A 20,371-nucleotide genomic window follows, 5' to 3' on the forward strand; every position below is an offset into this window, starting at 1 on the left:
TTATTAGTCTTCCTCCCGTTCTGGTGACGCAATTAAAGCTGGATCGACCATCTCATAGCCTTTTTCGCGAAGACCATCAATAATGTCTCCAATGGCCCCCGCTGTCCATTCACGGTCATGCATCAATAAGTTTGCGCCGTTGCCTAAGAATTCCGTATTAACCATAATATCAGCTAGGGCAGGGGTATTCATATACGCCTCTTCCCAATCATAGCCATACGTCCAATTCATCATAGTCATTTTTTCTTCTTCGATAACAGCTAACGTATTATCATCGTATTGACCATAAGGCGGTCGGATGAAACGAGGACGTTGGCCCGTAATGGCTTCAATATTATCGTTTGTTTTCACGATTTCTTCTTTTTGTTCTTCATAAGTTAAACTATGGAAATCTGGATGAGAATAAGAATGATTACCAATTTCAAATCCCATATCATAAATTTCTTTAATTATAGCTTGTGATGTCTCATCTTCTAAAAACTGTCCTACAACAAAGAAAATGGCATTAGCGTCTTTTTCCTTTACGGTATGAGCAATAGCTAGTGAATAGCTATTAGGTGGTTGAGGTGCATCATCAAAGGTCAAAAGGGCGACTTCTACTGGTGCATCGTCAATCGGTTCAACCGTGAAAATAGCTTGATTAATGTCATACTCATAAGCAACGCTTTCTTCTTCGATGACGTCTTGTGAAGAAGCGTTAGAACTTGATACGTCTTCTGACGAAGAAATAGTCTCTTGACTAGATTGAGTCGTTTCTGTTTCTGGTGAATCTGATGAACAAGCTGCTAATAAAGAGACAGCCAACAATAGTAATAATGATTGCTTCATAGCGAATAAACTCCTTATTTGTCTTGTAGTGCTGTTAATTCAGCCATTAATTCCTCAAATTGGCTATCAAATGATGCCAATAACTCAACTAAAGGTTGAATTTTTTCTAGATTAGTATGACTTGTTGCATTTAAATGATCAATGCCATTATATAGGGTGTTGAAATCCGCATCGTCTGATCCAAATGATTCAAAGGTCGTTTTTTCCTCAGCTAACTGATTGTCATAAGTCTCAACATAATCTGTTAAAGTTGTTTGAATGTCCGTAACAGTTTGAGAAAGTATTTGAACAGCTGTTAGGGGAAGTTCTTCGTCGTCTTGTTTATTTAAGCGAAATGTTTCATTCTCTAAATCTTTTAGTAATTTTTGAATGCTAGCTAGTTGTTCGCGACGGCTGTCAATATTACTGAACAATTGCGCAGAGCCATCCTTAAAACTGACTAGGTCTTCATCTGATACTAGTGATGCGTCAAATTCCTCCTGCATACTAGCTTCTTTAGATTGAATTTCATTTAATGAAACAACCAACTCTTCTTTAATTTGGCTGACAGATTCAACATTTTCTTGAAGGTCTGCAGCCCCGTTTGAACAAGCCGCTAGAAACAAGCCACTTGTTGCCAAAATCAAATACATCTTTTTCAAAATAGCGTCTCCTTTATCAATAAGTTCTAAACCTATAAAACATTATAACTAAACTCTTCTTTAGAATTCAAGGCACAAGAGCACAATTCGTTAATTCCATCTGAACTTGCCCTTTAGCTTTTTCACATTTTCGTTTACAATAGAGAAGTATTGAATAATGTAAGTAAGTGAGGGGACCCAATGATTTTTTATTATATCATCGCAGTGTTATTAATTATAATTGATCAAATTAGCAAATGGTTAATCGTTCAGAATTTTGCTTTGTATGAAGAAAAGGTACTTGTACCAGGCTTTTTCTCTTTGTTTTATATCCAAAACAAGGGGGCGGCATGGGGGATATTCGAAGGAAAAATGATTTTCTTTTATATTATTACTGTTCTGGTAGTTGGTTACTTGGTTTATACCTTCCATAAATACCCGATCAAAAGTAAGTTAGTTGGTTATAGTTTTTCATTAATTTTAGCTGGAGCGATTGGTAATTTTATCGACCGCTTATTGAATGGCTTTGTTGTTGATATGTTCCGTCTGGATTTCATCAACTTCCCTATTTTCAACGTAGCAGATGTTTGCTTAACAGTTGGGGTAGCATTAATGATCATTCATGTACTATTTTTTGAAGAAAACGAAGAGAGAAAAGGATAATAAGATGACTGAAAGAACGTATTCCCTTAATGTGAATAATGAAGAAGGGCGAATTGATAAAGTGATAACTGAACGGTTCAGCTCGTTCACAAGGACCCAAATTCAAAGCCTATTGAAAGAAAAGAAAGTGACAGTTAATGGACAAATCGTGAAAGCTAATTATAAAGTCCAAGCGGGCGATCAAATCGTGATGACTGTTAAGGAAAAAGAAATTGTTTCAATCCAAGCGGAAGCAATGCCGCTTCATATTGTTTATGAAGATGATCAGCTAGCCGTTATTTACAAAGAATCTGGCATGGTTGTTCATCCTTCTAAAGGCCACCTATCAGGCACCTTGGTGAATGGCTTACTTTACCATTTTAAAAACTTATCGGATGGTACAGGTGAATTTAGACCCGGTATCGTTCACCGTATTGATAAAGATACATCTGGTTTATTAGTGATTGCTAAAACTAATGAAGCACATGAACACTTGGCACAACAATTTCTCAACCACACAACGGAACGTGTTTACACGGCGTTGGTTCATGGTGAAGTAGAGCATGATGAAGGTCGGATTGATGCACCAATTGGTCGGATGACAAATAATCGGATGAAACGAACGGTTACCCTTGAAGGTCGTCCTGCTGTGACACATTTCAAACGCTTAGAGCTATATCATGATTTTTCACTTCTTGAATTAACGCTTGAAACAGGTCGCACTCACCAAATTCGTGTTCATATGACCTACATTAATCACCCTGTTGTCGGTGATCCAATGTACGGACCTGCTGCTAGCGTAGATAAGAACGGCCAATATTTACATGCAGGTGTTCTTGGCTTTGAGCATCCTACAAGTGGTGAATGGTTACGGTTCGAGCAACCATTACCTGATTATTTCGTTAAAAAGTTAGAAATGCTAGCAGAGACTAATTGACAGTTCGTCATCTTTTGATTATGCTTAATTGAATAATAAAACAAGCAACCTTTAACACAGTCCAGAGAGGCTAAAAGGAAGTCTATTATGAGTGTCGTTTTTTGACTAATGGAACCCTTATGCGCTTTTTGGCATAGGGGTATTTTTTATAACATCATTTAAAGGAGAATAACTATGAAAAAAGAAATTAGTATTATGGATGAAGCAACGATGAAGCGTTCAATTACTCGAATTACTCATGAAATTTTAGAACGAAATGGCGGAACAGAGGACTTAATTTTAGTCGGTATTCGCACGCGTGGTATTTACCTAGCAGAACGAATCGCAAACCGGATTAAGGATTTTGAAGATGTGGCAGTACCGGTTGGGGAACTAGATATTACCCTTTATCGTGATGACCAACATTTTGCTGAAGGTGAAGATCCTGTTTTAAACGCAACAAATCTGCCGTTTTCAGTAGAAGGAAAACACATTGTTTTAGTCGATGACGTGTTATTTACAGCTCGGACGATTCGCGCGGCAATGGATGCTGTTATGGATCACGGCCGAGCTAACCGTATTACAGTAGCCGTATTAATTGATCGAGGTCACCGTGAATTACCGATTAAGGCTGATTATGTTGGTAAAAACATTCCAACAGCAATTACCGAACAAATATCTGTGAAGCTTCAGGAATATGATGGTCAAGAACAAGTGACCCTTATTAAGGATAGCGCCGAATAAAAGGAGGATTTCCCGTGACCAAACCAATGATAGCACTTGATTTTTCAACAGCTGACGAAACAAAACAGTTCTTATCTCAATTTTCAAACGACCGCTTGTATGTCAAACTGGGAATGGAATTATATTACCAAAATGGCCCTGAAATTGTAAAATGGGTAAAAAGTTTAGGTCATGATATTTTTCTAGACTTGAAACTGCATGATATTCCTAATACCGTTTATCGCGCCATGAAAGGTCTTGCGGCACTAGACATTGATATGATTAATGTTCATGCTGCCGGTGGATCAGAAATGATGAAAGCCGCTAAAGAAGGCATTATCGATGGCACACGAGCTGGTTCGACCGTTCCAAAATTGATTGCCGTTACACAGTTAACCTCAACAACCGAGTTAGCTATGCAAACCCAACAGCTCATCCCAGTGTCATTAATGGATAGTGTTATCAACTACGCAAAAACAACTCATCAATCTGGTTTGGATGGTGTCGTTTGTTCTGCCTGGGAAGCTAGCGCCATTAAATCTGCAACTTCAAGAGACTTTTTATGTGTGACACCCGGTATTCGCCCAGCAGGTGCTAGCCTAGGAGACCAACAACGTGTTGCCACACCTGATAAGGCACGTGAAATGGGATCATCTTATATCGTAGTCGGTAGACCGATTACTCAAGCAGACAATCCGGTAGAAGCCTATCATACAATCAATAGACAATGGAATGGAGCGTAATAACATGACAATTGCAGAAAAAGTTGCCCAATCACTACTCGATATTCAAGCTGTTAGCTTGAGCCCCCAAGAACCCTTTACATGGGCTTCAGGCTTAAAAAGTCCGATTTATTGCGACAATCGTATTACCATTAGCGTACCAGATGTTCGCACACAAATTGCGAATGGCTTAGCTGATTTAATTAAAGAAAAATATCCTGATGTTGAAGTGATTGCAGGAACAGCTACAGCGGGTATTCCACATGCTGCCTTTATTTCACAAGTCATGAATTTACCCATGATTTATATTCGTGGGAAAGCAAAGGACCATGGCAAAGGCAATCAAATCGAAGGACGCATTCAAAAAGGGCAAAAAATTGTCTTAGTTGAAGATTTAATTTCAACTGGTGGTAGCGTGATTGAAGCTGCTCAAGCTGCAGAACGCGAAGGGGCTGTTGTTTTGGGCTGCGTTGCTATTTTCTCTTACGAATTACAAAAGGGGAAAGATAACTTTGCTGCCAGCGGTTATCGTATCGACACATTATCGAACTATACAACCCTTCTAAACGTGGCTCATGATACAAAGGCAATTACAGAAGATGAATTGACGCTACTTCAATCATGGAGCAACGATCCTCAAGCTTGGTCAGATGCTATTAAATAATAAAAAAATCGCTCATCCATTATGGACGAGCGATTTTTTTATTACTGTCTAAGTTGATCGACAAATTCTTTTGATGGTGTGACAAACAAAGTTGTTTGATTAGTATAAATAACAAAACCAGGTTTGGCACCGTTTGGCTTTTTAACGTGTTTTACTTCGACATAATCAACCGGTACGTTAGCGGATTGCTGGTACTTAGAATAATAAGCCGCAATAGTCGCTGCTTCTAGTAAGGTTTCTTCAGAAGGCGCAGAACTTTCAACAATCACATGTGACCCTGGAATATCTTTAGCATGGAGCCAGAAATGATTGTTTCGGGCTTTTTTAAGGGTTAATTCATCATTTTGTGTGTTGTTTTTACCGACTAGAATAGACGTGCCATCTGTTGATTGGAATTTATGTGGCTTGCTGACTTTTTTCTTTTTATTTTTTTGAGATCGTTTTGACTTCAAGTAACCAGACTCTTTTAATTCATCACGAATATCTTCTAAATCTTGTGGATCGGACAAATTAATTTGCGTTTCAATCGAGTCTAAGTAGTCATTTTCTTCTTTTGTTTTTTCTATTTGCTCGTTTACATACTTCACTGAAGTCGTTAACTTATGATAACGACTAAAATATTTTTGAGCATTTTGAGAAGCCGTTAATGACGGGTCTAGGTCAATGACTAATTCCTCATCATCCTGGTAGAAGTTAGGTAAGCTAACTTGCTTACTACCTTTTTCAACTTGATGAAGATAAGCCGTTAAAACTTCTCCCTTAATGCGGTAGTCATCCGCAGATTCACTTCGTTTTAAGGAATCCTCTAATTTTTCTAACTTCTTCTTATTTTTTTGAAGGTCAGTTTGGATAATACGCAGTAAATCAGAGGCGACTTGCTGAATGCGATCACGACTCGCCTTATGCTGATAGTAATGATCTAACAAGGCACTCGGGCTATCCCATTCTCTAGCTTCTCCCTCAATCGTTTCAAAATGATAGGGGGTAAAGCTTTCTTTTCCCTTATTAGAAGTAAAAAGGGTGGGCTTTCCTGATTGCACAGCTCTAACAAAGTGAGCTACTGCATCAGATATGACAGGATGACTGGTTTGATAATAATGAAAGATTTCTTCACTACTATCTCGACCAATCCCTTGGTAGCGAGACTGGATGTCTTTAGCTGATTCAATAGTATCTTCGACTTGAATCGGTTCAAAGGGATTCAAACGATCTTGATGGGGTGGTAAGACATAGTCTGCACCTGGATAAGTTGACCGGTAAGAGTTTTGATAAGCTGGGACATGCTTCAACGAATCCATAATCTTGTTGGTTTCATTATCAACTAAGAAGATGTTACTGTGTCTGCCCATTAGTTCAATGACCAAGTTGACGTGTTTGCGGTCACCTAATTCGTCAAAGCGCAGAATTTTAAATATCACAATCCGGTCATTATGATACTGGCTAATCTCCTCAATCAAGGCACCTTCAATATTTTTTCTTAGAAACATACAGAAGTTAGGCGCTTGGTCGGGATTAGATAGACCTTCTTCTGTTAATTGGATACGCGCATAAGAAGGGTGGGCTGATAATAATAATTTTTGATTTTTTCTATTAGCACGAACCGTTAATAAGAGTTCATGCGGAAATGGTTGATAGATTTTACTAATTCGACCATTTTCAATTTTTTCTTTTAATTCATTAACAATAATATGGGTAAATATGCCATCGTAAGACATGAGAAAACCTCCCTTTCTAACCCTTTAATTATAGCATATGGCTGATCATTCAATCATTTTTTTCATTATTTTTGTCAACACGCCAAATTCGTCTCTATTCACTACCAAATAAAGGGGTGTTTCTCTCTTTCGTCGCTTGACCTTATAATCCTTTGTTTTATAATTATAGTCATACATCATCAAGATAGCGGTTGATAGTTCGGGGGGATTTAACAACGAGCTATTTTGAGATAGTGAGAGTAGGCAGTTAAAGGTAACTGTTTACTCTCATTTTTTTCTCATTTTGCTATTGACTTTTAATCTTCTAAACGATAGTATGAGTATATTAAATTTGTAGAGGAGACGTTAACATGTCAAAAGCATTGAATCAAACAAACTTTATGAACTTTTACTGGCACAGCCACATGGAGTAGGTTGTTTTCTTTGGTGACACGTTAACTGTCCATAGATACAACCTCAGAGCTATCTGAATGTATCTATGTGGAATACTGAATATAACTATTCGCCACATAGACCAATTTATAGTCTATGTGGCGGTTTCTGTTTAAGAAGACTGCCCTGATGTCATTCAGATGGCAGTTTTTTTCTTATCATTAATACACATTATTAGGAGGTATTACAAATGACAAATTATTCTAACTATTTAAAATCAGCTGCAACATTACTATTAGGTTTAGGGGTAGCTGCATGTGGCAGCGGTTCTGAAACGGAATCAGTGGCTTCTTCAACTTCTGGAGAAGATTTACCTTATATCGGTATTCTACAACTCACATCTCACCCAGCCTTAGATGCCATTTCAGAAGGTATTATTGATCAATTGGCAGAAGCTGGCTATGTGGACGGCGAGACAGCTGTGATTGATTTGCAAAATGGCCAAGGTGATCAAGCTAACTTACAGTCAATGACTGATCGCTTTATTGCTAATGATGCCGACGTTTTGGTAGGAATTGCAACGCCAGCTGCTCAAACACTAGCGAATTCGACGCAAGATATTCCGATCATCCTAGGAGCGGTAACCGATCCTATTGCAGCAAACCTAGTTGAATCACTAGAGGCACCTGGTAAAAATATTACCGGTGTGAGTGATAAAATTCCAGTTGAAGCACAGTTTGAGTTGATTCAAAGCTTGCTACCTGATATAGAGACAATCGGCTTCTTCTATTCTTCTTCAGAAGATAACTCAATGAGTTCCGCTAAGGAAGCTGAAGCGATTGCGAAGTCACTGGGTATCGAAGTCATTACGAAAACAATCACATCTACAAATGATGTGGCGCAAACAGCTGAATCTTTAGCTAAAGATGTGGATGCCATCTGGGTTCCACTTGATAATACCGTTGCTTCAAGTACGGCAACACTTATTTCAGTAACTGATTCATATGGTATTCCAGTCTTCCCATCTGTTGATACAATGGTTGAAGAGGGGGGACTAGCTACTGTTGGCCTCAATCAATACAACCTAGGTGTGCAAACTGGACAAATGACAGTTGCTGTATTAGAGGGTGAAAATCCTGCTGAATACGCTATTCAATTACCTAATCAAACAGAGTCGATTTTAAATTTAGAAAAAGCCTTACAATTAAATATTAACGTGCCAGATTCCGTTAAAGAATCTGCCATTATTATCGAATAGAAAGAAGGAATAACCGTATGAACATGTTAGTTTCTGCTGTAGCGCAAGGGTTAATATGGAGTTTGTTAGCATTAGGACTGTATATTAGTTTCCGTGTCCTTGATATAGCAGATATGTCTACTGAAGGAACATTTACATTGGGAGGAGCCGTTGGGGTCCAATGTATCACCTTAGGATTGAATCCATTTCTATCCGTCTTTATCGCCATTTTCGCAGGTGCTCTAGCAGGCGCCGTAACGGGATTTTTAATTACAAAATTAAATATTCCAAGTTTACTAGCTGGGATTTTAACTATGACGGGTCTTTATTCCATTAACTTAAGAGTCATGGGAAAAGCAAACCTTAATATCTTAGGAATGGAAACTATTTATTCTAAGTTGGCAGCGATTAACTTACCAAGACACTTAGATACCATTTTAATCGGTTTACTATTCGTTGCGGTTATTATTGCTATTTATACCTTATTCTTTAAAACAGAATTTGGACAAGCCTTAATTGCAACTGGCGATAATGAAGCGATGGCACGTTCTTTAGGTATTTCAACGAATACCATGAAAACAATTGGTTTGATGATGGCCAACGGTATTATTGCTTTAGCAGGTGCTGTTATCTCGCAAAGTAATGGCTATGCCGATATTCAAATGGGTATTGGGGCGATCGTTATTGGTTTAGCTTCGATTATTATTGGTGAGGTACTCTTTTCAAATGTGACCTTTACAGTACGTTTAATATGTTTAGTAGTCGGATCCGTTTTGTATCGTTTAATTATGGTATTAGTACTTGAAGCTGGTTTGAATCCAAATGACTTCAAACTCATCTCAGCAACGATGCTAGCTATCTTCCTTGCTTTACCAAAGATAAAAGAAAAATACTATATCTGGCAATACAGCAAGAAGAATGCTCGAAAAGGGGGGAAATAGAATGACTCAAACAGATGCAATTTTAACATTACAGAACGTTTCAAAAACATTCTACCCAGGTTCGATTAATGAAGTGAAGGCTTTACAAGATATTAATTTAACGGTTAATAAAGGCGACTTTATTACACTGGTTGGTGGTAACGGTGCTGGAAAATCAACCTTATTGAATGCTATCTCAGGCTATTTCTTTCCAGACAGCGGTCAGATTACCATCAATGACCAAACGATTACCTATTTAAAAGAAGAAAAACGGGCGCCATTTATTAGTCGTGTTTTCCAAGATCCTAAAATGGGAACAGCTCCACGGATGACGGTTAAAGAGAACTTAGCTCTTGCTTATAGACGTGGCGAGCGCCGTCGCTTAAAAATCGGTATTAGCCAAGAAGAAAAACAACTCTATCACGAGCAATTACAATCACTTGGACTAGGCCTAGAGAGACGTATGGATGCAGAAATCGGCCTATTATCAGGCGGACAACGTCAATCAATTGCGTTATTAATGGCTACATTGAAACGACCTGATATTCTGTTATTGGATGAGCATACTGCTGCCTTAGATCCTAAAACAGCTAAACTTGTTCTAGAACTGACCGATAAAAAAGTGAAAGAAATGGGATTAACGAGTATTATGATTACCCATAACTTACAAGACGCATTAACTTATGGTAACCGCATGTTAGTCCTTCATCATGGTCAAATTGTCAAAGACTATTCTCAAGCAGAGAAGGAACAATTGACGACAGAAGCTGTCTTTGCTGAATTACAATCACTCGCAATGAATGATGTTTTAGTATAACCATTGAAGTTAGGAGGAATCCTAACTTCTTTTTATTTGTTCGTGTTTTGACGTTTTTTAATAAATAACTAGCCCTCAAAGTTTGAAAATAAGCTTTTAAAACGATTAAAATCATTCTATGTTCCAAATTTAACTGATTAATGTTAAGATATATCCATAATAGACTAAGGAGAATCGCTCAATGGAATTACTAGAACAAGAAATACGAGAAAATGGACAAGTCTTAGAAGGCGGCGTCCTTAAAGTTGATAACTTTTTAAACCACCAAATTAACCCTAAACTTATGAAGGCTCTAGGCGATGAATTCGCTCAACTATTTAAAGACGCAGGCGTGAACAAGATTTTAACGGTTGAAACTTCTGGTATTGCACCAGCAGTATTTGCTGGCTTAGAACTAGACGTTCCTGTTGTATTTGGAAGAAAAAATAAGAGCTTAACACTACAAGATAATATGTATACAACTAGCGTTTACTCTTACACCAAACAAATCTCAAATGAGATTTCTATCTCAAAAGATTATCTAACTGCATCAGACCGTGTGTTAATCATTGATGATTTCCTAGCAAATGGTCAAGCTGTGGCAGGTCTTTTATCAATCTGTAAGAGTGCCGGAGCTGATGTTGTTGGTATTGGTATTGTAATTGAAAAATCTTTCCAAAAAGGACGCCGTTGGGTTGAAGAAACCGGTATTCGTATCGAATCATTAGCAAGAGTCGCTAGTTTAGACAATAATCAAGTGGTTTTTGTTGGTGAAGAAGGTACTGAAAGCAATGAGTGATTCACTGTTCCATACTGAAGTCGTCAATGAACATGGTATAAGCGGAGAAGCTTATATCAAAGACGGTTTGAAGGTTATGGTTAGTAGTCCTTTATCAGACGAAGAGGGGACGAATCCAGAAGAATTATTTGGTTTAGCTTGGGCAACTTGCTTAAACGCTACGATTCAAGCACTTTTAAATGGTAGAGGGTTGACTTCAAAAAGTAGAGTAGAGGTTGCTGTTGACTACGAGAGAGAAACAAATGGTATTGGTTTCTACTTTGATCTGCATGCTTATGTAGCGATCGAAGGGGCTAGTATAGATGAAACAGAGCGATTCATGAATAGCGCTCACCAGAAATGTCCTGTTTCTAAAATAATTGGTGATTACCAGCATACACGATTAACTGCCGTACCGTTCAAATAGAACGGTACTTTTTTTTATAGTATGTTAAAATAAAATATGATCATACATAGGTATGTGGATTGATGCCTGTATATAGGAGATGATAGTGTGTTAAAAGGTAAAAAAGTAACGGTCTTTGTTACTGGCGGTATTGCCGCATACAAGTCAGCAGACCTCGTTAGAAAATTTATTAAAGCGGGCGCCGACGTTCGTGTTGCGATGACTAAGAGTGCAACTGAATTTATTACGCCATTAACCCTTCAAATTTTATCCAAACATGATGTGATGGTAGATACCTTCGATGAGAAGCATCCTGAGGTTGTTTCACACATTAACCTTGCAGACTGGACTGAACTAGCCGTTATCGCACCCGCAACAGCGAATACTATCGCAAAGATGGCCAATGGTATTGCAGACGATGCCGTATCAACCGTTCTATTAGCCGTTACAGCACCACGATTAATTGTCCCGGCTATGAACCAACATATGCTTGAGAATCCAGCCACTCAAGCCAATCTACGAAAGCTGGAGTCATTCGGCTACCAGATCATGGAACCTGATACAGGTTTCCTAGCTGAAGGATACGAAGGGAAAGGGCGCATGCCTGAACCACAAGCGATTGTTGAAGCTGCTCATCTATTATTAGTTGACCGTTCAACCGACTTACCTTTAATTGGCAAAAAGGTCATCGTATCAGCAGGCGGAACAAGAGAAAAGATTGATCCGGTTCGCTACTTAACCAATGAATCATCCGGAAAGATGGGGCACCGCATTGCAGAGGCTGCCCGAGACCTAGGAGCCGATGTCACATTAGTAACAGCTTCATCATTAGAACATCCGTTCGGAGTCCGTGTAAAAGCCGTCTCAAGCGCTAGAGAGATGCAAACTGCCATGATGGCAGACTTTGATACAGCGGACATAGTCGTAATGGCTGCAGCAGTATCTGATTACCGACCAAAGAACCAGGCTGACCATAAGATTAAGAAAAAGTCCGGTGACTTACAAATCCTACTAGAAGAAAACCCAGATATACTAGCAACAATGGGACAAGAAAAAAATAAGCAGTTTTTAATTGGGTTTGCAGCTGAAACAGATCGCGTTGAAGAATATGCTAAAGGCAAGCTTAAACGCAAAAATGCAGATATGATTGTCGCTAATGATGTGTCTAAAGAACACGCAGGCTTTAACAAGGATACAAACGAAGTCATTATTTTCCAAGTTGATAAAGAAGCGATTCATATTGAAACAAAAACAAAAGCAGCAATCGCAACTGATATTTTATTAGAAGCAATCAAGACGATGCAAAATAATGATTTATTAAACAAATAAACCATCACAAAAATTTCAAAAACCGTTATTTTTATTAAAAGGTGTTTTTAGACATCAAAATGATAAAAATGACGGTTTTTTAAGTTAGTTATTAAGTAGATTAACTATATACATAACTTTGTATAATATATATTATGTAAACTAAAAGATTAAAAATAATAGTAACAACTAATTATTCGTAGCCTCTTCATTCGTTATAGCTAATATTTCATTAGATATTATAATGTTTGCAACTATTTTATTTAACATCTTATTTTTTAAATTATCGCATCATTATAACTAATATTAGCAAACAACAGCTTGATCCTGTCTGATGACAGCATTCAAAATCACTAATAGTCCATCAGATTACTCCTTAGAACTCCAATCGATTAATCTTTTTATATATGAGCTTCTTTATATGCTAACAGATCAAACTCTCAAAGATCAGATAATCAATCCATTTATTTATTGCCAACTTTCTTTTATTTTCGTTTTGGGATATTGAATTTGGATTAAATTATCTTCTTTCCGGAGTGGTCGGGGTCATTCTGATTGTTTATATAAGACACAGTAAGCTGAAGCAGAATAGCAGTCAAGTTAAAAAGAGTGAAAATTAATATGCAAAAACACCCACTATCTTCTTTTTGAAAGACAGTGGGTGTTTCTTATGATGAGTTTGTACTCTTTCTGCTGTTTACTTTAGCTATTCTCTTTTAATAATGCTTCTTCTATTCCGATCATTATATCGGCTGCCCCGTCAGATTCATTTGAACAAACAACTGAACAAACTGACAAATCCGGATAATAGGCAGAATGGAAACTCACTCCCGGATCATATCCCATTATGTGATACCTCAGAACAGTATCTTCTGAAGTTTTCTTGATCCACATTCCATAACCATAATAGCTATTTTCATCCTCAGGATCTTGTGCATGCGCAAATAACAGCTTGTGCGTATACGCTTCACTTAAAAGGTCAAAATTCATGAGAGACCTCCACAGCTTAGACATATCATTCGCCGTTATATAGGCACCCCCATCTGAACCACCCTTTACAGGCATTGAGTAGATGTTTGATTTCCATGTTCCGTCATCATTATCGATATAACCCAATGCTGTACGTTCAGGTAAAGAATCAAAGGAAAAGTAGCCTGAATCATTCATATTTGCTTTATCAAATATGTTTTTCTGAATATAATCGGAAAATTCCAGCCCACTTACTTGTTCAACAATCAAACCTAACAAGATATAGCCGGCATTATTATATTGAAAAGCCTCTCCTGCTTTTGCTTTCATAGGCTCATCCTGAAATAAGGGCAGGAAATCCTTTAACCGCCTAATGTGGTACATAGGACGCGTTATCCAGACTTCTTCAAAATCATCCATTGTATCTTCATCAAAATAGTCTGCTATTCCAGAAGAGTGTGTAAGCAGATGATGAACGGTTACTTCTTTATCAGTATTTTTCAGCTCATATTCTATGCACTCACTCAACTTGGAGTCAAAAGAGAGTTTATTGTCTTCAACCAGTTGACATATCGCTATTGCGGTAAATAATTTACACCCCGATGCTATGCCATAACGAGTAGCAGAGCCATTCCCCACTTTATCTGAACGATTTGCATAGCCATAACTTTGTTCCAGTAATATCTCGTCGTTTTGTTCAACGCGTATAGATCCTGAAAATTCAACCTCAGCTTGAATCTCCGAAATAGTGTTTAATAAATTTTCTTTCATATTGATTACCCCCGTTGATTATATTGTTACTACTATCATATATAGTATTCAAGAGTTATCTTTTTCTTGAATATGTATAGTTTAACCAACTATACATTCCCCGTATGTCCTCCTGTTTAATAGTCTCCATTTGATTATAGCAAACATTGATAAGCCTTTCATGTTTTTATAGTATATACCACTAGTGTTGCATTAAACTATTAATCATTTCATGGTATAAAAAAATTCTTTATAATGGAGATGGATGACTTATCCAAGACCAATACAAAGGACTACACATGGATAAGTATAAAACAAATAGCGACTTACATTTTTGACAGAGGCTACTTAGACTTTGAACGGTTCGATCAGCTCCATTGGGATGGTTACTTCTTTGTCACACGAGTGAAGAAAAATACGATTGTGCATGTTCTTGACGCATTTGATACATCCGAATCATCCGATGTCATTAGTGACCAGCTGGTTGCACTGGGGAAACAAAATTACATCACTAGCCGCTTTCGACTGGTGACCATTCGCCGAAAAGGACGGTCTAATCTACGCATTGTCACCAATCGCCATGATCTTCCGGCGGAAGAGATAGGAAAAATGTATCAGTCAAGATGGCAGATTGAGTTGTTTTTTAAACATATCAAGCAGCACATGACCATCAAAACCTATTTCTCAAAATCGGAAAATGGCGTGGCTAATCAGTTATGTCTGGCAATGATCGTTTACTTACTGACTTTACTTATAAAGCTCGAACTCAATTTGAAACAGACATCATTTCAAATTTTGAGACGGTTACGGTCGGTTCAATTTGAACCGTATACGTACTTTAAGAAACTATTCGAGCCAGATTAAGTGTCGATTGTCGCAAACCGGTGTGGATAAAACAAAATAACATTAAAATTTTCTGGAAAAAGTCATCCCTTGCGCTAGCAATTGACTTTTTTGTGAAAATTTACGAAAACAACTTGTGATTAAGTTAACAATTCATCAATTAACAATCATTACTTTTTAATGCAACACTAGTGATATTTTTTGTATCTTTTATCGTCAATCTAAAAAAAAGAAATTAAATAATGGATTTATAGTCGTTCTTCATATGGTTGTATTGACACTATATTTTACTAACAGTTTTTCTCTGCCATATGTGTTTTTTGATACAGTATGGTGGACAATGGCAGGAGCTGGCATAATCTGTTGTATTAATCTTTTCAAAGAAAAATCGAAATGGTTGTTTTTGTTAGTTCCCTCCACATTTATTTTCATTCAAATTTTACCTATAACCCTGTTGTTAAACGATATGTAAGAAATACTTTTTAAATTAATTCTCAGGTTAATTTAGGCTTGTTGGAACTTTATCTAAGTTTTTAATAAGAATAGTTGATTGTCAGGTGCATAGTAATAAAATTCATTATTTTCCAACAAAACAATAAGCTGATTTTCTGAAGATGATTCTATTATGTAGGTTTCAGTATTATTAACGTCACTAAAAGTCCCTTCGTCTACTAATTCCGAATTGTAATAAACTTCATACCTACCCTTTCGATCAAAAGACAACATATAAATATTTGGCGGCATTGTTTCTGATTGATAAGATCCAAGTAAAATTGGGTGTTTTTGGTTGCTATTCTCCCAAAACCAAACACTTAAAATAATCACTAGCAAAGATAGAGCAATAGTTATCTTCGTTTTTTTTTCACAGTCTCTTCTCCTTATTTTTGTATTTTTTATAAATGTAAGCTACGAAAATCAAAATAAACACTATAAACGAACAGCAAACAAGCACATTCCCTAAAGGATAATTGATAGATCCTGCAGCCCAAATTTCTTTTGCTTGTTCCTCAGGTAAATCAATACCACTAGCTGGGAAGAAGTTTAATCGTAAAATAATACCAACAATCAGCAAACCCATATTCCACTTAAAAACAGTGCTTAAATCAAGCCTATTTAGAATATAATCAATTCTTTTTTTCATTGCTCTCCTCCAAAATCACAGATTTAAAACCAATCAAATTCATGTTTTCTTTTGAGATTTAAATTTATGTCTTTTTCAGCCATAGCTGTTTTAAAATCATTAACTGTCAAATAAGTTGTTACTTCGTGAGTATCCTTATTAAGAATAAGATAGTTCAATTCTCTAGAATTCAATTCAACAAGATAGCTGGCTACTATGTAGTTGTCATCCCAGTTTAATCTAACAAGCAAATCTGTAAAGCTCTTATAGTGTCCATCGTTATCATCAAAAATAATAGACGAGTATGTTGCAGAAATACTGTTGACATAGTAATGATCATCAATACTGATGTTCCTGGTGCTCTATAGCTATTATTAGGATTTTCTCTATAGATAAGCCAACTACTCGTAATCAAAAACAAAAGCAACAGAGATACTAACATTTTTATCTTCACTCTTATAACCTCCTGTTAGCTCTTATTGTATTATAACACTTTTTATATAACATCATTATTATAGAAACATAAGGTTTATTTATAATATTCGTAAAATCTCCTACATTTCATCCTTAACTTCCGCGTTATATTTTAGTCTTATGCTATAATCGACTAATACTATTTTAATTTTGAAAGGAGAATGAAGATGGAATTAGGAGTGAATGCACTGGTAGAATCCCCTTCTTTATTAGGTTTATTACCTTTAGTGGTTTATATTGTCCTTATTTTTATGAATCAAAGTAATTTGTTAGCAACGATTATTGGGATTGCTATTGGCGCGATTTTAATTGGCCATGACTTAGGTATGTTGGCTGCTGATTTTGCAGGCAGTTTAGGGTCTTTTGTGGCGACAATTGGATTTATTATTATGTTAGGGGCTGCTCTTGGCCGTCTCATGAACGCCAGTGGTATTACTGAGACATTAGTTTATTGGATTGTTAAAGGGTTAAAAGTGAATTCGAAAAACAAAGCTCGCTTCGCCCTTATGGTGATTTCGATTATCATTTGTGGGTTATTGGGCACATTAGGTGGCGGTAATGCCATTATTGCACCTATTATTATTCCTGTTTTAGCTAGTATTGGTTTAACGCCGACAGCTACGGCTTTAATCTTAAAAAATGCAGGTGAAGTTGGTTTAATTTGGGGGCCATTAACAGGTGTTACATTGGCTATGTTAGAGTTGACGGACATGTCATATGGTGAATATATGTTGTTCGCAGGACTGCCGTTTGGTCTATTATGGCTAGCAGGTACGTGGTTTGCATCCATCCATATTCAAAAGCAAACAGAAGGCAAAGAACACTATGATTTGTCGCAAGCTGTTGATTTTGATCAGTTTGTCGTTAGTTCTAAAGAACGTCAAGCAACTATTGCCTTTATTGTCTCCTTCTTAGCGCTTGTTGTCTTTGGTGTAGTAACTGGTCAAGGAACAAATTATGCGATTATCGTCATGATTATTTTAATGATTATTGTTGCCCTCTTCGGCCGCATTCATCCAAAGGTAGCAGAAGAAAAAATTGTGGAAGGTGTTGCCAGTATGGCAGATCTCTTCCTCATTTTTATTACGATTGATGTTTTACTTGAAATGGTCACAGCTGCGGGCGGTTTTGAGGCTTTATCTGAACTCCTTCAAACGACATTTACCAATATTAGCGCACCAGCTGTTATGTTAATTTCAGCGATTGTCGGTGGCTTGGGTGTCGAAGCTGCTGCGGTGGCAGAGTTACAAATTATTACTGATATGTTTAAACCGATGATTGAGTCATCTGGTCTTCCTCTGCAGATGTTTGCCATCTCGCTCTTATCCGCAACACGCTTAACTGGTAGTATTTACCCGACTTCTAACATGATTGGTCAGCTTGGCATTGCCCAATCGTCAAACACGAAATTAATGTTAAAAGGAAATTGGTTAAGTATCGCCCCACTAGTGATTTGTATCATCATTTGGGCCTTTGTTGGTGTTAATTTGTTTTAGGAGGATAACCATGAATTATATTGATTTACACGCAGATACCATTTTACCGCTCATGCAAGCTGGCGAAGCAGCATCACTCTATGATGTTGAGAATACTCATATTAACATCCAAAAACTTCAAGCTGGTCATGCATTGGCTCAGTGTTTTGCGGTTTGGCTGCCAGATGGTCAGTTTGATCAGATGACGATTCATCCTGAGTTTAGCCCGCAAAATCATGAAGAAGATATCGCCTATATCAAAAAAGCTGTTGATCGTCTTAACAAAGAGATGGAAAAAAACCATGAACATATGGCTTGGGCGAAAAACACTGCTGATATTCAAAAGAATAAAGCTGCTGGCAAGATTTCAGCTATCTTAACACTAGAAGATGCTCGTGCGGTCAATAACTCGCTTGATAATCTTGATATGCTTCATAAAATGGGATTCGGAATGATGGGAATAATCTGGAATCATGAAAACTGTTTTGGTTATCCTAACAGTTTAGATCCGGAACTCAACCAAAAAGGGTTAAAACGATTTGGAATTGAAGCAACTCAGTATATGAATGAATTGGGTATAACAGTCGACGTGTCTCACCTCAATGATGGTGGTATTAGCGATGTGCTTGCATATTCAAAACAACCTGTCGTTGCTACTCATTCTAATGCCCGTTCTATTGCTCATCATTCGCGTAACCTAACTGATGAACATATTAAGGGAATTGCCAATTCAGGCGGTGTAGTTGGTTTGTGCATCTCGCCTCGCTTTTTAAGAGGATCTGGTGATGACTCTACCATTTCTGATATGATTCGCCACTTGGATTATTTATATAACTATGGTGGTGAGGATGTACTAGCAATTGGGACTGATTTTGACGGTACGAGTGGACAGTTTGAGATTGCGTCTCCGCTTGATATGCCAAAACTCTTTGAACGCTTAGAGGCACATAAATGGCCACATAAGCGAATTGAGAAACTTGCCTATCTTAATGCTAGCCGTATTTTAACGAAATAATAAAACAGTAGCCATTAATATCACATTCAATGGCTACTATTTTATATAAAGGGACAGTTGAGTGAAATCATTCTTATTAAGGCGTATAATAGAATGAGATGAGCTTTTTTATGGGAAGGATGATGTTAAATGTTAAAAGCCATAAATAAAATACCAGCTGGAACGTTTTTACTCCCACTGATTGTGAGTATGATACTTTTCACTTTTTGGCCGAATTTGTTTCATATTGGAGGATTAACTGAGTCGTTGCTAACAAGCTCTGGAACTGGGTTTATTTCAGCCGTATTATCATTTTCTACTGGAACACGCATTAATATTAAAGTACTTAAACGACTACTCAAGCACCAAGGCGTTTTACTATTAACCAAAGTTATAATTGCACTTATCTTGTCTTTTGCCTTTTTAGCTGTATTTGGTACAGATGGATTTTTGGGTGTTTCTTCAATAGCCTTTGTCGGGGCTATGTTCAGTTTAAACCCCGCTGTCCAAGTGTCTATTTTAGACAACTACGGTTATAAAGAAGATTCAGCAATTATGGGTCTATCTGCAGCTGTGACACTCCCGATGCTGCCCCTTATTGTCTTCATGCTCTTTTATTCGAATGCTAGTTTAACGGAATTGAATTGGATGCCGATTGTTTCAGTACTCTTGCCATTCCTCATTGGGATTATCTTAGGAAACTTAGACCCAGCTATTGGGAAACTATTTGGTCCACTTGTTGGGGCATTACTACCCTTTTTTAGGTTGGAATTTGGGTCAATCGATGAATCTAAAAGATGCCTTATCTGCAGGCTTACCAGGTCTGCTACTGACACTAATATTTATAGTGATCATGTCATCTCTCTATCTAGTCGACCGTTTTATATTAAAAAAAGACGGGATTTCTGCTCTAGCAATGATGACAGTTGCCGGCATATCAACTGTGGTTGCGCCAACGATTGCCGAGGTTTTCCCTCATTTACAAGCTGAAGTAACAGCAGCCAACTCACAGATTCTACTTGCATCCATCATTACCTCCATTTTCACCCCATTATTTATTGGTTATACGCAAAAAAACCGCCAGGCTTAATGTCTGACG

At 37.4% G+C, this 20,371-nt stretch carries 20 protein-coding genes and 1 pseudogene; 16 read left to right on the forward strand and 5 right to left on the reverse strand.

The features are described 5' to 3' along the window. Positions 1–3: 3 nt before the first annotated feature. Positions 4–828 carry a polysaccharide deacetylase family protein gene (locus tag BW721_RS03175; RefSeq protein WP_076766035.1) on the reverse strand — a complete coding sequence of 275 codons (825 nt, stop codon included), beginning with the start codon at positions 826–828 and terminating at the stop codon, positions 4–6. Positions 829–842: 14 nt separating this feature from the next. Continuing rightward, positions 843–1,460: a YkyA family protein gene (locus BW721_RS03180; protein ID WP_232222962.1), complete on the reverse strand. Its 618-nt coding sequence runs from the start codon at positions 1,458–1,460 to the stop codon at positions 843–845. Between the two features lie 189 nt (positions 1,461–1,649). On the opposite strand from BW721_RS03180, the gene lspA reads away from it, so the two are divergent. The 5 genes from lspA to pyrE all read left to right on the forward strand — a co-directional run bounded on the left by lspA (position 1,650) and on the right by pyrE (position 5,115). Further along, a complete protein-coding gene (gene lspA / locus BW721_RS03185) occupies positions 1,650–2,111 on the forward strand; it encodes a signal peptidase II (protein ID WP_076766039.1) in 462 nt (153 codons plus the stop codon). A gap of 4 nt (positions 2,112–2,115) precedes the next feature. Then, positions 2,116–3,027, forward strand: a complete 912-nt coding sequence (locus tag BW721_RS03190) for an RluA family pseudouridine synthase (protein ID WP_076766041.1) — start codon at positions 2,116–2,118, stop codon at positions 3,025–3,027. Positions 3,028–3,201: 174 nt separating this feature from the next. After that, positions 3,202–3,750, forward strand: coding sequence for a bifunctional pyr operon transcriptional regulator/uracil phosphoribosyltransferase PyrR (pyrR, locus tag BW721_RS03195; RefSeq protein ID WP_156892179.1), 549 nt, complete (start codon positions 3,202–3,204; stop codon positions 3,748–3,750). Between the two features lie 26 nt (positions 3,751–3,776). Beyond that, positions 3,777–4,472, forward strand: a complete 696-nt coding sequence (gene pyrF / locus BW721_RS03200; RefSeq protein ID WP_076768630.1) for an orotidine-5'-phosphate decarboxylase — start codon at positions 3,777–3,779, stop codon at positions 4,470–4,472. 4 nt (positions 4,473–4,476) lie between these two features. Then, positions 4,477–5,115, forward strand: coding sequence for an orotate phosphoribosyltransferase (gene pyrE, locus BW721_RS03205; protein ID WP_076766045.1), 639 nt, complete (start codon positions 4,477–4,479; stop codon positions 5,113–5,115). A 41-nt stretch (positions 5,116–5,156) separates the two neighbouring features. Here the strand turns inward: pyrE and BW721_RS03210 are convergent, their stop codons facing one another. Continuing rightward, positions 5,157–6,830, reverse strand: coding sequence for an NFACT RNA binding domain-containing protein (locus tag BW721_RS03210; RefSeq protein WP_076766047.1), 1,674 nt, complete (start codon positions 6,828–6,830; stop codon positions 5,157–5,159). Positions 6,831–7,452: 622 nt separating this feature from the next. Here BW721_RS03210 and trpX point away from each other — a divergent pair. The 6 genes from trpX to coaBC all read left to right on the forward strand — a co-directional run bounded on the left by trpX (position 7,453) and on the right by coaBC (position 12,668). Next, positions 7,453–8,460: a tryptophan ABC transporter substrate-binding protein gene (trpX, locus tag BW721_RS03215; RefSeq protein WP_076766049.1), complete on the forward strand. Its 1,008-nt coding sequence runs from the start codon at positions 7,453–7,455 to the stop codon at positions 8,458–8,460. 17 nt (positions 8,461–8,477) lie between these two features. Beyond that, positions 8,478–9,380, forward strand: a complete 903-nt coding sequence (locus tag BW721_RS03220) for an ABC transporter permease (protein ID WP_076766051.1) — start codon at positions 8,478–8,480, stop codon at positions 9,378–9,380. A gap of 1 nt (position 9,381) precedes the next feature. Next, on the forward strand, positions 9,382–10,176 hold the full coding sequence (locus tag BW721_RS03225) for an ABC transporter ATP-binding protein (RefSeq protein WP_076766053.1): 795 nt from the start codon (positions 9,382–9,384) through the stop codon (positions 10,174–10,176). A gap of 181 nt (positions 10,177–10,357) precedes the next feature. Then, positions 10,358–10,954, forward strand: coding sequence for a xanthine phosphoribosyltransferase (locus BW721_RS03230; RefSeq protein ID WP_076766055.1), 597 nt, complete (start codon positions 10,358–10,360; stop codon positions 10,952–10,954). Then, on the forward strand, positions 10,947–11,360 hold the full coding sequence (locus tag BW721_RS03235; RefSeq protein WP_076766057.1) for an OsmC family protein: 414 nt from the start codon (positions 10,947–10,949) through the stop codon (positions 11,358–11,360). Before BW721_RS03230 ends, BW721_RS03235 begins: the two co-directional genes overlap by 8 nt. Positions 11,361–11,447: 87 nt before the next feature. After that, a complete protein-coding gene (coaBC, locus tag BW721_RS03240) occupies positions 11,448–12,668 on the forward strand; it encodes a bifunctional phosphopantothenoylcysteine decarboxylase/phosphopantothenate--cysteine ligase CoaBC (RefSeq protein ID WP_076766059.1) in 1,221 nt (406 codons plus the stop codon). A gap of 681 nt (positions 12,669–13,349) precedes the next feature. Here coaBC and BW721_RS03245 read toward each other — a convergent pair. Further along, positions 13,350–14,387: a serine hydrolase domain-containing protein gene (locus BW721_RS03245; protein ID WP_076766061.1), complete on the reverse strand. Its 1,038-nt coding sequence runs from the start codon at positions 14,385–14,387 to the stop codon at positions 13,350–13,352. 234 nt (positions 14,388–14,621) lie between these two features. On the opposite strand from BW721_RS03245, the gene BW721_RS03250 reads away from it, so the two are divergent. Next, the gene (locus BW721_RS03250) at positions 14,622–15,230 is read left to right on the forward strand and encodes an IS4 family transposase (protein WP_076766063.1); all 609 of its coding nucleotides are present in this window, start codon (positions 14,622–14,624) and stop codon (positions 15,228–15,230) included. 841 nt (positions 15,231–16,071) lie between these two features. Here BW721_RS03250 and BW721_RS03260 read toward each other — a convergent pair. Next, the gene (locus tag BW721_RS03260; RefSeq protein WP_076766067.1) at positions 16,072–16,350 is read right to left on the reverse strand and encodes a hypothetical protein; all 279 of its coding nucleotides are present in this window, start codon (positions 16,348–16,350) and stop codon (positions 16,072–16,074) included. Between the two features lie 620 nt (positions 16,351–16,970). On the opposite strand from BW721_RS03260, the gene BW721_RS03275 reads away from it, so the two are divergent. From BW721_RS03275 to BW721_RS12155, 4 genes and pseudogenes are all read left to right on the forward strand, one after another. Continuing rightward, positions 16,971–18,299, forward strand: a complete 1,329-nt coding sequence (locus BW721_RS03275) for a Na+/H+ antiporter NhaC family protein (protein ID WP_076766081.1) — start codon at positions 16,971–16,973, stop codon at positions 18,297–18,299. 10 nt (positions 18,300–18,309) lie between these two features. Continuing rightward, a complete protein-coding gene (locus BW721_RS03280) occupies positions 18,310–19,293 on the forward strand; it encodes a dipeptidase (RefSeq protein WP_076766084.1) in 984 nt (327 codons plus the stop codon). 189 nt (positions 19,294–19,482) lie between these two features. Then, a pseudogene (locus BW721_RS12320) lies at positions 19,483–19,962 on the forward strand (2-keto-3-deoxygluconate permease); the annotation flags it as partial. Positions 19,963–20,056: 94 nt separating this feature from the next. Then, the gene (locus BW721_RS12155; RefSeq protein WP_250637835.1) at positions 20,057–20,362 is read left to right on the forward strand and encodes a 2-keto-3-deoxygluconate permease; all 306 of its coding nucleotides are present in this window, start codon (positions 20,057–20,059) and stop codon (positions 20,360–20,362) included. The last annotated feature ends 9 nt before the right edge of the window (positions 20,363–20,371 follow it).

This window comes from Jeotgalibaca sp. PTS2502, from assembly GCF_001975685.1.
Classification (GTDB): Bacteria; Bacillota; Bacilli; order Lactobacillales; family Aerococcaceae; genus Jeotgalibaca; species Jeotgalibaca arthritidis.

Bases quoted from the DNA above. Each gene is read 5' to 3' on its own strand.
- trpX (WP_076766049.1), top strand. From the start codon at position 7,453: ATGACAAATTATTCTAACTATTTAAAATCAGCTGCAACATTACTATTA.
- pyrR (WP_156892179.1), top strand. From the start codon at position 3,202: ATGAAAAAAGAAATTAGTATTATGGATGAAGCAACGATGAAGCGTTCA.
- BW721_RS03175 (WP_076766035.1), bottom strand. From the start codon at position 828: ATGAAGCAATCATTATTACTATTGTTGGCTGTCTCTTTATTAGCAGCT.
- BW721_RS03280 (WP_076766084.1), top strand. From the start codon at position 18,310: ATGAATTATATTGATTTACACGCAGATACCATTTTACCGCTCATGCAA.
- BW721_RS03225 (WP_076766053.1), top strand. From the start codon at position 9,382: ATGACTCAAACAGATGCAATTTTAACATTACAGAACGTTTCAAAAACA.
- BW721_RS03275 (WP_076766081.1), top strand. From the start codon at position 16,971: ATGGAATTAGGAGTGAATGCACTGGTAGAATCCCCTTCTTTATTAGGT.
- BW721_RS03250 (WP_076766063.1), top strand. From the start codon at position 14,622: ATGGAGATGGATGACTTATCCAAGACCAATACAAAGGACTACACATGG.
- BW721_RS03190 (WP_076766041.1), top strand. From the start codon at position 2,116: ATGACTGAAAGAACGTATTCCCTTAATGTGAATAATGAAGAAGGGCGA.
- BW721_RS03210 (WP_076766047.1), bottom strand. From the start codon at position 6,830: ATGTCTTACGATGGCATATTTACCCATATTATTGTTAATGAATTAAAA.
- BW721_RS03235 (WP_076766057.1), top strand. From the start codon at position 10,947: ATGAGTGATTCACTGTTCCATACTGAAGTCGTCAATGAACATGGTATA.
- BW721_RS03245 (WP_076766061.1), bottom strand. From the start codon at position 14,387: ATGAAAGAAAATTTATTAAACACTATTTCGGAGATTCAAGCTGAGGTT.
- BW721_RS03180 (WP_232222962.1), bottom strand. From the start codon at position 1,460: ATGTATTTGATTTTGGCAACAAGTGGCTTGTTTCTAGCGGCTTGTTCA.
- BW721_RS03260 (WP_076766067.1), bottom strand. From the start codon at position 16,350: ATGAAAAAAAGAATTGATTATATTCTAAATAGGCTTGATTTAAGCACT.
- pyrF (WP_076768630.1), top strand. From the start codon at position 3,777: ATGATAGCACTTGATTTTTCAACAGCTGACGAAACAAAACAGTTCTTA.
- BW721_RS03230 (WP_076766055.1), top strand. From the start codon at position 10,358: ATGGAATTACTAGAACAAGAAATACGAGAAAATGGACAAGTCTTAGAA.
- BW721_RS03220 (WP_076766051.1), top strand. From the start codon at position 8,478: ATGAACATGTTAGTTTCTGCTGTAGCGCAAGGGTTAATATGGAGTTTG.
- BW721_RS12155 (WP_250637835.1), top strand. From the start codon at position 20,057: ATGAATCTAAAAGATGCCTTATCTGCAGGCTTACCAGGTCTGCTACTG.
- lspA (WP_076766039.1), top strand. From the start codon at position 1,650: ATGATTTTTTATTATATCATCGCAGTGTTATTAATTATAATTGATCAA.
- pyrE (WP_076766045.1), top strand. From the start codon at position 4,477: ATGACAATTGCAGAAAAAGTTGCCCAATCACTACTCGATATTCAAGCT.